Genomic DNA, 12896 nt, shown 5'->3' on the forward strand with positions numbered 1-12896 from the left:
GGAGCGCCGCATCGATCACGCGTACGCATGCTCGGACGCAGGGGTCGGATGCTCGTGTCGTACGAGCATCCGGCTCTCAGGCCGCGACCTCAATCGGCCGGCGCGAGTGCGTAGCCCCAGCACCCACTGTGCTCTCTGGCCAGTTCGATGTGCACATGCATACCGTTGGACAGAATGAGTTCGGTCTCGGACGTACCGCCCTGCGGTGCCTCGATGCGCTGCAGGAATGAACGGCTGTGGTTCACCGGTCCGGCGTGAGGACGACAAAGGCCACGGCCACCGGGTGAGGGTGGCGGCCCGCTTACCAACGGGGAGTGACATGGGCCGCTGCTTGCTGCTGTGCGATGCTGACGCGGTAGCTGGGCGGGGTGCCCTGTCATCCGAGGGTCAGGGACTGGTCCCCCAACCCATCCGGATCAGTGGCGCGGTGCCCTTGCCGGTGTACGCGAAGGCCAGGCGCAGTCATGAGGGCAGCACGAAATCTTCGTTTGGTGCGCACGAAGCTCTTCCCCCGTGATGTCTACGTCCCTGTGGCCAGACGGTACTTGAAACTGAACAGCCCCCTCTCATCGAAATCGCCTCCCCGGAAGCGCTCCACCTGGCCCGTTACGAGGTCGTCGGGTTGCGGATCGGCCTTTTTCTACCTGCGGTGTTGCAAACAGCACGCGTGTGCAGGCTGCAGCGCCGGCCGACTGCGCTCATGGCCACGCTGACAACCGATGACACGGGATGTGGCCTGCCGGGCGTGAAACGAACGCCCGCACGGGAGGGAGGCCGTCGCGCCGAGAACCCGCCCCTGATCTCCAACCCACCGACAACGTCGCAACATTCCACCCTCAGCCATCCACACCCCCGACGGGCCCCACACCGTCAGCGCCAGGAGACCAGCCCATTCACCCACAGGTCCACTTCGCACGAATCGCACGACCAGTTGCTGATTGCATCAGCAATACCTGAGCTGATAGAGATGGACGATCATGCGGATGTCCGACCGGACGGGGGGCTGATGAAGTACGACATGGGACGTCAGTTCAGTCGAACCTGACGTCGCAGTCAGTGGGGCAGGTACGGGCCTGGGCACGTTGGTCCGTCGTCCGGTCCAGGCGACGTCGGACACGATTACACGCGCGAAGGCAGCGGTCGACAACTTGGGCCGGCCCGAATCCACTCGAGGGGAACCGATTCCTCGTGGACGAGACGGGCCACGGGGACAAGAGCAGATCTGTTCGCAGGGGGCGTTCATGACGGCGTGGGACATCAAGCCACAAGGGGTACAGGGGCAGTTGAAGGTCACCGGTATGCACGCCGGTGACCTGGAGAAGGCCTTGACGGCGTTGGTCTCGGATATGGCGGAGGCGGCTCAGGCGGCGGGTACGGCCGTGCCGGGCTCACAGGCGCAGACGCCTTTGCAGGGGCCTGTGGCACCGGGGGACGCGCCGTTGTCGCAGAAGGCGACGGGGCCGGTCGCAGCGGCGCTGGGTGAGTACCTGAGGAAGCGCCAGAAGGATCTCAAGGCGACGGCCGAACGGATCGAGGCGGCCATGCTGGGCGCGGTCGAAGCAACCAATGCGTACGTCGAGGGTGATCTGGAGGCGGCCAAGCACGCCCAGGACGCGGCGAAGACCGTACGCCTGGACCTGCTCAAGGATGTCGGGGGACACAGGTGAGCGGCATCGATCCGGTCGATCCGGTGGGGATACCGGTCTTCACCGGTGATCTGGCCCTGCTCGATACGAAGGTGACGGCGCTGTCCGCCGGTGGCGCCACAATCGCGACGGCTGCCAGTGACGTCCACAGCAGCTTCGGCGGGTTGCACGCCTTCTACAAAGCTCCGGAGGCGGAGCAGTTGTTCGCCACCACCAAGCCGGTCTCGGACACCGGGCTCTCGATGAGCTCGGATCTGTGCGTCATCTCCGGGGCGCTGGGCACGTACTCCGATGATGCCTACCCGCTGGTCGAGAAACTCAAGGAGCTCAAGCGAGAGGCCGTTGCCTTCCGCGTCAAGGTCGACGGCGACGACAAGTGGCGTGAGGACGGCGATCTGGTCGAGGAGAACAACCATCGCCGTAACGAGATAGCCGAGGTCTGGACGGCGTTCCAGGAGGTGGAACGCGCCTGTCACGCCAAGATCGTTGCGCTGGTCGGCGGCAAGACTCTCAAGACGAATGACGGCTCCGGCAAAGAGGGCATGTACGGCTATGACGCCGAAGCCCTCAAGCAGACCGAGAGCCTGCCCTGGGGCGATGCGGTCAAGGAGTCGACTCCCTGGTGGCAGGTGTGGGAGCACGGCTATGACTTCGGCAAAGGCTTCATCGTCGACGGCGTCTGGGGCACCATCAAGGGCCTGGGGACTCTGACCGGCTTCGACGGCTGGGACGCCGCGAAACAGGCGTGGACCGGTCTGGGCAAACTGACCACCGGACTGGTGCTCACCGTTGCCGTGGGCCCGGCCTTCTGGGAGCTGTCGGACGACGAGCTTCCCACGTGGGTAAGGGACTCGCGCACGGCGATGAAGGAGACCGGGAAAGCGCTCGTGGCCTGGGACCAATGGGGGGATAACCCCTCCCGGGCCGCGGGTGCGGTCACCTTCAACGTCCTGACCACCGTCTTCACCGGCGGTGCGGTCGCCGGTGCCGGCAAAGCCGGCTTGGCGGCCAAGGCACTGTCCTTTGCCGGCAAAGCCGGCCGGATCGTCGACCCCACGACATACGTCTTCAAAGGCGCGGGCGCCGGCGTGTCGAAAATCGGCAACGTGATGGCGGGCCTCAAGGGCATGGGGAAAATCGAACTTCCGCCGCTGCCCGACGGCACAATCACGCTGCCAGAGGGCGCGCTCCGGCTGCCCGACGGCACGGTGGACCTCCCTGATGGCGCGATCGTCCCGGACGGGGCGGTCCAGCTCCCGAACGGCACCGTCAAACTCCCCGAGGGAGTTCTCGCGCTCCCGGAAGGCACGGTCCGATCCCCCTTCGAGGACGGCCCTCCATTCCTGGACCGCGAAGGCAACCTCTACGAAGCCGACGGCAGTCTCGCACAACACGCCGGCCAGGCCCGTCCGGAACAGCCCGCCACCAGGGCAGAAAACCCCCGCGTGGAAACGTCCGCCGATAAGCCCGTACCGGTCGGTGCGGGCATCCGCGGCGCCGACGACGCCGGCCACGCCATCCACAGTGGCGACAGCCTCGACAGCAACCTCGGCGACATCGGACGCACGAGCGACGCCCCATCCGGCGGACGGGCAGGCGACCACGCACCCGGCGGCACAGCGGACAACACCATCCACAACAGCCACACCCCCGGTGGCACAGATGCACCTCACACCTCGGGCGCCAGTACAGCGGACAACGCGACGGCCGGCGGTGGCCACGGAGACATCGCACCCGGCGACCGTGGGCGCACAGAGGTCACATCGAACGGCAACAGCCACGGCTCTGCCGAGAACCCGGCTGTCCCGCACCAAGGCGGACATGGATCCCCTCATCCCGATGCGACGGGCGGGCATGCCGACCACAACACCCCGGGATCTGCATCCACTCCAGCGGAGGCTATTTCCCCGGAAACCTCGCTTCGCCAGTCCGATGGGTCACTCCCCGTGGGTCCCGAACAGAAGCTTCTCGAACTTGTGGATGCCACGAACCCTCGTGTAACGACGTCCGACGGGATCATCACGCATATCGATGGACAACCGGTCCAGCATTACGTCGACAACATCGCCCAGGAGCGAGCCGCACTGTACAGAGACGCCAAGGACGCCAGGACCTTCTCCAAGGGGCAGACAGGAGCCTGCGTGGGAGCTGTCATGGACAGGCGGACGGGCATCGTGATCGAGGGAATCAACGGCCGGGCGGATGACATCATTCCCGCCGACAAACTCCACCCCACGCTCCGCGAGCGCAGGGAGATCCTCGGAGCCGATAAACCTCACCCGGATGACCCCCTGGGACACGCGGAGGTGAAGGCGACGAACGAGCTCCTATGGGCTCGTACACGCTTGGGCCTTCCCGACGGGGTCGCCGCCCTCAAAGAAATTCACGCGTCAGTTGAATTCCCATTCATGAAGCATCCTGAGACGCGATTGCCAGGGAGGGGTGCGCCATTCTGCGCAAACTGCTACCATATGCTGCCTGACATGCCAACCACAAACGGCAAATTCACCGGATATCCCCCCGACAAGGAGTTGAATTGGATCCCATGATGGCTTCGGAGCGTCGCATCGACATAGATGATCCGGATGTCGACATGGACATGGGTCAACGCATGCTCTACCGCGGATCTCTTTTCACCGGAGAAATGGCAGAATATCAGGATGGCGCCCTGATCGGCCTGGACGTATATGTCGACGGCATCCGGGACGGACTGTCGCAAGCCTGGTATCCGGATGGATCGCTGCGTTACGAGGGATCGATCCACCGAGGAGCCCCTCGGGGGGAATTCAAGGAATGGCACCGCAACGGGATTCTCAAGTCCCGAAAATTCTTCGACGAGAGCAACTATTCGGTCCGCGAGGAATTCATATGGAACGAAGACGGCCAACTGCTCAGGGAATGGCATCGAGACGCTTGATCGCCGACAAGCAGCCGGCAGGCACCGGTGCGGATGTCGAGGTGGCGCCTTCCAGTGGTTTCTTCGAACCGGCCCGACGCGCACCGTACGCACGGTCGGGACTGACAGCCTTCGGGAGCGCACCCTGGAGCCGACCGTAGGCCACCACTGCGGCGGAGCAGGTCACGCCTGGACCGTGCCCAGGGCGGTTTCGGTGTCCCGTCCGTCCCAGCCCTGCGGAGTGCGCCACAGGACGTGGACGCCGAAGACGCCGTGGATGGTGGCGGCCGACCAGTCCTCGGCCGGGGAGCCGGCCAGGACGAGGCAGAGACGGTCGGCAGGCGTAGGCAGGGTGTGGTTGACCTCGTGGAGGCGGGCCACTCCCGAGCGGAGGTCGGCGTACGTGGAGAGGCCGGCGCCGAGTACTTCGTAGAGCACGTGACCGTCCTCGGTCACGCAGTCGACGTCGGCCACCGGGGAGTCGGACTTCGGCTGCCGGTCCGCTCGCAGGAGGGCTGCCATCAGTTCGAAGCGCACCGCCTCATGGGTCTTGCAGGTGCGGTCCACTGCGACCGAGGCTTCCAGGACATGGCGGAAGCTCGCGCTCTGATCTGCCTCTTCCGGTGTGGTGGGGGCGGTTGCGGTGGTGGTCATGGGTTCGACTTCCTTCGGCTCTGACTGCACGGGCACTTCGCGTGCCCCGAATTGCGCGGACGGAGTGGGTATCGGGGACCGCTGCGCGGAAATTGCGCGGGCCTGCTCGCTCTCCGTCGCCGAGTCGGCTGCGGCGCCGATGCGCCGCTCGATGATCTGCCGCGCCTCAGCCAGGTCTTCGGCCCAGCCGCTGAGCTCCAGCTCGGCTCGGAACCGGTCCAGGTCCGGTGTGCCGGAGGCCGACGCACGGTTGGCGTTGGCCGCCAGGTCCCGCAGCAGGTTCAGGCGGGTCCTGTCCGGGGAGCCGAGTACGCGCCAGACGTCCAGCCAGTCGTGCTGGTCCAGACGCAGGCAGCGGTTGGCCATGCCCTTGAGCTCCGAGAGCCGGGCGCGGACGTCGTCCGGGACGTTCCCGTCGGCCAGTTCCTCGACGACGCCGAGCGCGTCCGCGTACCGCGTGGCCATGGTCGTCGAGATGGGCCGCCGGCCGCGTTCGTCGACCGTGACGAAGCTGACGCTGGAGGCGTGGCGGAGCACCCAGGCGTCCAGCTCCGCCCCGACGACGGGAGGAGTGGAGCCGTGGCGCACTGCCATGAGCAGCGGGCGGTCCGTGGAGGGTGAGACGGCCTCGACCTTGTAGTTGCCACCGGTGGTGTGTCCGATCACCCGGACTCGGATGTCGGTGCCGATCTCCGGGGTGTCTCCCTCCGCCTCCGGTGCGACCCTGGATTCGGCGTCGATGCCACCGAGCGTCTGCTCCGCGGTGCCGCCGGTATCCGTCAGGGCCTTGGGGAGCGCCGCGGTGTGAAGGACGGTCAGGCTCTGGGTGCTGCGGGTCAGCGCGATGTAGAGCTGGCGCAGGCCGGACGGACCGCGGTCGGCGATGGTGGCGGGCTCGACGACGAGGACATGGTCGTACTCCATGCCCTTGGCCTGGGCGGCGGCCAGGACAGACACCGCCTCGCGTTCCTGTTCGGTGATGCCGTCGGCCTCGTCCAGGTGGCGGCCGATCTCGTCGAGCCAGCCGGAGTCGTCAGGAACAATGACGGCCACGGAACGCAGCGTGCGGCCGTCGCTGGTGCCCACGAGGCGGACGGCCTGGGCGACGGTGTCGCCGAGCAGCTTCCACGGCTCGGTTGCGATCGTCCGTACGGCGTCCGCACCGGCCTCGCGCACGGCCCGCGGGTAAGGCAGCGAGGGGGCGACCGCACGGGCCAGGGGCGCGACGAACTCCATGATCTCGGCGGGTACACGGTAACTGGTGGTCAGCTCTTCGACGCGCCAGTCGCCGTGGTCGGACAGCAGCGCCCCCAAGCGGTCCCACTCGGCGTACGGGTACGGGCCGGTGGCCTGGGCGAGGTCGCCGAGGACGGTCATCGAGCCCCCCATCGCGACGCGGCGGCGCAGGGCGCGGGCCTGCATGGGCGTGAGGTCCTGTGCCTCGTCGACGACGATGTGACCGTAGCGCCGCGTCGTCTCGCCCGTGATGAGGTACCGGAGTTCTTCCAGGCAGACGCGGTCGTCCAGGGTCCACAGCTCGTCCTCGGCCTTGTCGGCCCGAGAACGGTGCAGAGCGGCCTGCTCCTCCTCGTCGAGGATGCCGTCGGCACAAGCGCGCAGGAGGTCGGGCGAGTCGTAGAGGCTGCGCAGGGCCTCCCGGGCGCCCGGCGACGGCCAGACACGCTCGATGAGGCGCTCCACCCGGCGGTTGCGTTCCAGGCTGCGGCGGATCGTGCCGTCCGCGCCACGACGCGGGGCGAGGGCGATGAGTTCCCGCAGGAGCCGGTCGACGAGCAGGCTGCGGAAGCGGTCGCGACGCTCGCGGTGGGCGCCGTCGCCGCCGCGCGCCTCATCAAAGAGAGCACGGACCTCCGAGCGCGGGACGCGCAGGGTCGTACTGCCGGCGGTGACGGTGAACGCCGGTTCGTCGTCCTCGAAGGAGGGCGGGGTGAGGTGGCCGTCGAGGGCCTCGGGGCGACACTCGTGCTCGACACGGCGTCGCAGAACAGCCGACATGCGCTCATCGGACTTCACCAGCCGTGCCCGCGGAGTATCGGTGCCGAGGACCTCGCCGTCCCACAAGCGGGAGAGCTGGACGGCGTTGACGTCGCGGGTGCCCAGGGTGGGCAGTACCTGGCCGACGTAGTCGAGAAACCGCTGGTGTGGGCCGATGACGAGGATGTCCTGGGCCTTGAAGTGGTCGTTGTTGACGAGCCAGGTCACCCGGTGCAGACCGACGGCGGACTTCCCCGTGCCCGGTCCGCCTTGCACCACGAGGATGTCGGAGGGTGAACCCGTGACCAGATCCATCTGGTCACGGCGGATGGTCTCGACGATGTCCCGCATGCGGCCGCTGCGCGAGCGCTGGAGCTCGCGGAGCAGGAAGTCGTCCGGCTGGACGGGCTTGCGGCGCTGGACCCGGATGACCTCGGCGGGAGTATGGGCCGGTGCGCGCCCCTCGCGCTCGGCGCTGCCCGGCCGTCCTGCCTCCGGGGTCCTCGGCAGGGCCTCCGTCCCGACGTCGTCGGCGGTGGCGGCCTCGGCCGTGGTCGCGTCGTCCGCGGCCGGCCGCGGCCCGGGGAGAGCCCTGAGTACGGGAATGGCAGGGACAGGCGCGGGTGCGTGGACGGCAGGGGCAATGTCGTCGAAGTAGTCCTCGACGACGCGCTGCACGCAGCTCAACTGCCGCCGCAGAACGACTTCGCCGGGCGCGTGCGTCTGCGCCGCGATCCACTTTGTCGCCAACGGGCTGGTCCACAGCACGACGACGGTCTCGCGGGTCAGGACATCGGAGACGGCACGCCGACCCACGTACCAGGGGCTGGGCTCGCCACCCGGCTCCTCCGGCGCGTCGACGCGGGCGACGACGAGCGACTCACCGCCGAGTCCTCCGTACGCCGCGGCCTTTTCCTCGACGTCGAGACGATTGGCGATGCCGTCCTTGCCACTGGCGGAGGCCGTGGCGGCCGACGTCCCGGTCATCTCCGCGAGTCGCGCGGTGTAGCAGTCGTACGCACGGTCCACGGCCTTCTGCTCATCGGCGATGACCTGTTCGCGTGTGATGGTGTTCATCTGCTGTCCCTCCCTGGCGGCGCCCAGCGGGACACCGCGACGGACATACGCCCGCACCCCGTCGACATAACTGTTCGGAGCCCTTCCCATGACCGTGAGTCAGGGGCCGCTTCCCGGACCAGTTCCCGGACTCCGCCTGCCGGACGGGGACCAGATCGCGCGTGCAGTTGAGCCCGCACCGGGCAATGACAAGCATTGCAGGCATTGACTCAGTTCACAAGCCTCTAGGTGTGGTTGGGGCTACCAGAACAGGCGCAGTCACACCGAGCGGCTCTGCAACCTGACGCCGGACCACCTACAACTCGGCGACAAGCACACCCACCTGATGCTCGGCCGCCACCCGGTCCTACTACCCCACGGCTGGCCCGACTGCTGCAACAGCCGGCTGACGAGCATCAGCCCGGCCCTCGGGCTCTATTCGCCCAGGCCACCCCAGGTCCCCGACTGCTGTTCCCGGGGTTGATCCCGTCAATCGCGACACACACCATGACGCAGAAGCTCAACCGACACGGGATCTCGGTCCGCGGCCCGAAACTCAGCCCTCGCCGCGCTCGCCGCAGACCCTCCCAGCCCCATCCTCGCCGATCTGACCGGCATACACCGCCACACCGCGATCCGCTGGGTCGCCTACGCCAGACGCGACTGGGCCGAGTACCTCGCAGCACGCGCCGAGGACCCGAAGGAGCCACCCGCGACCGGCGATCGCCAGTGAAGAGGAGACGATTCGTGCAGCGGCGGGGCCGTCGATGGGGTGCCAGGTCACGACCGCACCCGGTTCGACACGGGCTGGTCAGGGCTCTGCCGCAGTTCGTGGGCACCTCCACAGCTGCCATGCCGGCACCTGCCTGCCCGGGTCTTGGGCACGGGGCCAGATCCGCCCTCAGGAGGCCGCCACCCTGCGTAAGCAGGCTTCTCACCGTCGAAGGCGACCCCGACCAGACCTTCATCATGTACACCCCTGAACCTGCCTCCCCCTCCGCGGAAGCCCTCGGCATCCTCGCCGGCTGGACCGACACCACCGCTACCGGGCCGCACGCCGCCCATGAAGAGTCACACGATCCCGCCAGCTGACGGAGCTCAGGGAGATCGGCAATCTCGGACCGTCTCAAGCGGGGGCGAGGAAGTGGTCAAGTAGGGTGTTGAGCTGCGTGATCCACTCATCCAGCTCCGCCAGGCGAGTAGTCACTTGGCACGTGTGGATGCTGCCGTCGGTGAGCGTAATGGTCACCTTGAGAACGGTTCCTTGGCGCTCCTTTGCACAATCGGCCGACTTGATTTCGGCCCAGGAGAAGCCAGCAGTGCGTCCGTTCCTTCCGATTGCGATGCCATCGGCATCGGCGACGACGGCATTCTTGTGATCCATCGCGAGGAACTCGAGATCGTCGGTCGGCCCGACACCCCGTGCGGCGGGAACGGCGGCAGGCGCGGTTACGGTAGGTGCATAGGCCGGTGGGACGGGAAAGGCCGGAGGCACGTACACCGTCGGAGGGTGTCCGGTGCCTTTGGCGGCGGCGCCAGACTCTATGCCGTCACCGTCAGCGTCCCTGGCGCTCAGCCAGTCAAGGAGCTGTTCGGTGGTCGGTCTGCGTCCTGCTTCCTTCTCCAGACATGCCGCGACCATCGGCCGGAGGGAATCTGGAACGGCTGAAAGATCGGCTTCCTGGTGTACGGAGCGATACATCAGCGCTACCGGAGTACCGCCGCCGAAGGCGCTCCCGCCCGCTGCCGCCACAAGCACTGCGCCCAGTGCGAACACGTCGGCGCTGCCGCCGACATCGCGGCCCTCGGCCTGTTCGGGAGCGAGGAACCCGGGGGTGCCGAAAGCAGTCCCTGTCGCGGTGAGCCGGGTGTTCTCAACCGCACGCGCGATTCCGAAATCCAGGACCCGGGGTCCGTCTTCGGCCATGATGATGTTGCCCGGTTTGAGGTCGCGATGGATGAGGCCACAGCCATGGATGGCCAGTAGCGCCTCCGCGAGTGCGGCGCCCAACCGACACAACTCCTCCTCGTTCATTGGACCTTTCGAGGCGAGGAGCTGAGAGAGCGTCGGCCCGGGCACGTAGGCGGTGGCAAGCCAGGGTGCCTCGGCGTCCGGGTCCGCGTCTACGACGGACGCGGTATGGAAGCCGCCGACGGTGCGGGCGGCGGCGATCTCCGCACGGAACCGCTCGCGGAAAGCAGGATCCACGGCGAGCTCGGGCCTGGCCACCTTGACCGCCACGGTTCGCCCACCGCGCGAGCGCGCAAGATAGACGATGCCCATCCCCCCCTCACCGAGCTTGCGAACAATGACGTAACTTCCGACACGCTCCACTCCAGCCCCCTGCATGACTCGCAATCAGGCGCTCAGTATGACGCGAACAATCGACACCGCTTTCCTTTGCCCCCAGCCTAAGTTGTGTGCAGACAATCTCAGAGACTGGTACGTGAGCTATGCCCGGTTCGGGGTTGCGGTCGGGTGAGGGCAGCTGGTCGCGCGTTCACAGCGGGCGGGCTCAGGGCTCGGGACCCGAGCTTCAGGGGTCGGGTTTCGAGCTCCGGGACCGGCTGACTCACTCTTTCGTGGGTACGCGGAGGGGGCCGGGCCCGACGCTTGAGCTTCGGGGTCCGGGCGTCGGAAGTCGGGCTCCGGGATTCGAGCTCTCTTGGTTAACCGGTAGGCAAAAGAAGGGGGTTGGGAAAACCTTCCCTCCCTCCCCGACCCGTCACGGCCAGCAAGTATGACTAATCGTGACCAGCTTGCGGCACTCCATCGCGGCTGCTTACGGTGCCCCCAACGAAACGACCCCGACGCGGTGTTGGAAGCACCATGCCGGGGTCTCACCCCAAGATCGAGAAGAGCGATCTCGTGGCTACCGAGAACCTTAGCCCTGCCCTGCGTACGCCCGCATCCTCTCGCCCGTACGCGAAGGCCCATCCCGGCTACGGCAAGCGATCCGCATCAGACCAAGGCCCGCCGCGCGTCGAGGACTTCATGCTGCTGCCCGAGCGGGAGCGTTACATCGCCGGATACGTCGACCACCTCCCCGACGGTGCGGCCATGGACATCAAGACGCTGGCCAAGAACATCCCCCTGTACGGACAGATGGCCATCGGCTCCGCCCTCAGAGCTCTCACCGTCGCCGGGCACCTGCGGCACGCCCGCTGCCAGGTCAGCGAGAGCGGAAGCCGTTGGGTCACCCTCACGTACTGGTCCCGCACCGCCCACGACAACGAGTGGTGGGGCGCCTTCATCGAAGCCGAGAACATTCGGGTCACCCAGGAAGCCGCAGCGGCTCCGACCGCTCCCCCGCCGCTGTGGGCAGCCACGGAAGCCCCTGCCACGCGGGTCACTGCAGAAGCCCCCGTCGCACCGTCCGAGCGCGCACCTCAGCCCGCACCGCCCGCTCCCGCACCACCCTTTGTACCGCAACAGCGGACCCCGGAACCGGCCCCGAGCAGCCCCTCGCCCGCGTACCTCGCGCTGGCCCAACTCGGCCGTATCGAACCTCGTCTGGCCCTCTCCGCCGCCGACTGCACCGTCCTGGAAGAGCTGGCCACCGCATGGCTGGACCGAGGCGTGAACACGGACTACCTCACCCACGCCCTCACCTCCGGCCTCCCCGCCCAAGTCGGCTCCCCCGTCGGCTTCGTACGCCGCCGCCTCCACGACAAGATCCCGCCCCACCTGCCCACAGCCCCGGCACCGGCCACGCCCGGCGCTCCCGTCCGCCGACTGCTGGTGGAATGCACCGAATGCAGGACACCCGGCCCGTCCGAAGCACTCCCTGACGGCCTCTGCCGCCGCTGCGGCACACCCGCTCCCGGCGCGACCCCGGAAACCCCCGCCGACCCGCCCGTCGACCGTGACATCCACGCGCTGGTCAGCAACCTGCGCTGCCTGATGAAAACCCCCTGATTGCCTGGTGCTTCACGAGGTGCGGGGGAATGTTTCTGCGGTGGCGTTTCTCGGCTCCATGGCGCAATCGTCCCGTCACGCACAAGGGCCAGGCCAGATCGGACGGCCGTACATGGAGGCGTGGTACGGCCGTGGCCGGATTGGTACGGCGGCGTGGTCAAGGTCTCTGTGGGCGTTCACGTACTTCTCCACCTCGAACGTCACGTAATGGGCCGTGGGGACGGGCCTGGCGTTTGCTTCTCATCCTTGGCTGCTGGGTGTGCCGTTCAGGCGGGCCAGGTGCCGAGTGCCTGGGCCAGTCGGTTGCTCTGCTCCTGGGTGATGCCCTGGGCGAGGCGCGTCTCACACCGCGGACTCATGACTCCGTCACAGTGCAGGATCCCGAGACAGGTCTCCTGGCCACCTGAGAGCGGAGAGACGGCAGGAAGGATCCATTGGGCCGGCTCCCACAACGGGTGGTCCGCGAGGAGCGCTTCCGCGAGGCCCGGCGCCCCAGGGATGCCCGCCTGCTCCAGCGCGCCACTGACTGATCGTTTCAGAATGAGGTTCGGAGTCGTCTCAAGCAGATGATGCTGCAGGCGAGTTGAAGCAGGCCGAGGTGGAGGTCGGCGCGTATCTCGTAGCGGGTGCGGAGGCGTTTGAACTGGTGGAGCCAGGCGAAGGTGCGCTCGACGACCCAGCGAGTCTTGCCCAGGCCGGAGCCGTGCGGGACACCGCGGCGGGCGATCTT

Annotated in this window: 8 protein-coding genes; 4 read left to right on the top strand and 4 right to left on the bottom strand. The window is 67.5% G+C overall.

Going from position 1 to position 12896, the window contains the following annotated elements:
• Positions 1-89 precede the first annotated feature (89 nt).
• Positions 90-245: a hypothetical protein gene (locus ACFYP5_RS15155; RefSeq protein WP_389035296.1), complete on the bottom strand. Its 156-nt coding sequence runs from the start codon at positions 243-245 to the stop codon at positions 90-92.
• A 996-nt stretch (positions 246-1241) separates the two neighbouring features.
• Between ACFYP5_RS15155 and ACFYP5_RS15160 the strand changes: the two genes are divergently transcribed.
• Genes ACFYP5_RS15160 through ACFYP5_RS15170 form a run of 3 tightly spaced genes read left to right on the top strand, consistent with a single transcriptional unit; the run spans position 1242 to position 4563 of the window.
• Positions 1242-1667: a DUF6507 family protein gene (locus tag ACFYP5_RS15160; protein WP_389035299.1), complete on the top strand. Its 426-nt coding sequence runs from the start codon at positions 1242-1244 to the stop codon at positions 1665-1667.
• Positions 1664-4195, top strand: a complete 2532-nt coding sequence (locus ACFYP5_RS15165) for a hypothetical protein (RefSeq protein ID WP_389035302.1) — start codon at positions 1664-1666, stop codon at positions 4193-4195. The genes ACFYP5_RS15160 and ACFYP5_RS15165 overlap by 4 nt, the downstream gene beginning before the upstream one ends.
• Complete coding sequence (locus ACFYP5_RS15170; RefSeq protein ID WP_389035305.1) at positions 4192-4563, top strand: toxin-antitoxin system YwqK family antitoxin; 372 nt, start codon at positions 4192-4194, stop codon at positions 4561-4563. Before ACFYP5_RS15165 ends, ACFYP5_RS15170 begins: the two co-directional genes overlap by 4 nt.
• A 162-nt stretch (positions 4564-4725) precedes the next feature.
• Here ACFYP5_RS15170 and ACFYP5_RS15175 read toward each other — a convergent pair whose 3' ends face one another.
• On the bottom strand, positions 4726-8268 hold the full coding sequence (locus ACFYP5_RS15175) for a HelD family protein (protein ID WP_389035309.1): 3543 nt from the start codon (positions 8266-8268) through the stop codon (positions 4726-4728).
• A gap of 1105 nt (positions 8269-9373) precedes the next feature.
• Positions 9374-10531, bottom strand: a complete 1158-nt coding sequence (locus tag ACFYP5_RS15180; RefSeq protein WP_389035310.1) for a serine/threonine-protein kinase — start codon at positions 10529-10531, stop codon at positions 9374-9376.
• 585 nt (positions 10532-11116) lie between these two features.
• On the opposite strand from ACFYP5_RS15180, the gene ACFYP5_RS15185 reads away from it, so the two are divergent.
• Positions 11117-12166, top strand: coding sequence for a MarR family transcriptional regulator (locus tag ACFYP5_RS15185; RefSeq protein ID WP_389035360.1), 1050 nt, complete (start codon positions 11117-11119; stop codon positions 12164-12166).
• A gap of 535 nt (positions 12167-12701) precedes the next feature.
• On the opposite strand, the gene ACFYP5_RS15190 is transcribed toward ACFYP5_RS15185, so the two are convergent.
• Positions 12702-12896: transposase (locus ACFYP5_RS15190; protein WP_389035312.1), on the bottom strand; the 195-nt coding region annotated here is incomplete at its 5' end.

It is taken from the genome of Streptomyces sp. NPDC005262, from assembly GCF_042872425.1.
Taxonomy (GTDB): domain Bacteria; phylum Actinomycetota; class Actinomycetes; order Streptomycetales; family Streptomycetaceae; genus Streptomyces.

What these genes read in the sequence shown, in the direction of transcription:
- ACFYP5_RS15160 (WP_389035299.1), top strand. Translation starts at nt 1,242, where the DNA reads ATGACGGCGTGGGACATCAAGCCACAAGGGGTACAGGGGCAGTTGAAG.
- ACFYP5_RS15170 (WP_389035305.1), top strand. Translation starts at nt 4,192, where the DNA reads ATGATGGCTTCGGAGCGTCGCATCGACATAGATGATCCGGATGTCGAC.
- ACFYP5_RS15175 (WP_389035309.1), bottom strand. Translation starts at nt 8,268, where the DNA reads ATGAACACCATCACACGCGAACAGGTCATCGCCGATGAGCAGAAGGCC.
- ACFYP5_RS15180 (WP_389035310.1), bottom strand. Translation starts at nt 10,531, where the DNA reads ATGGGCATCGTCTATCTTGCGCGCTCGCGCGGTGGGCGAACCGTGGCG.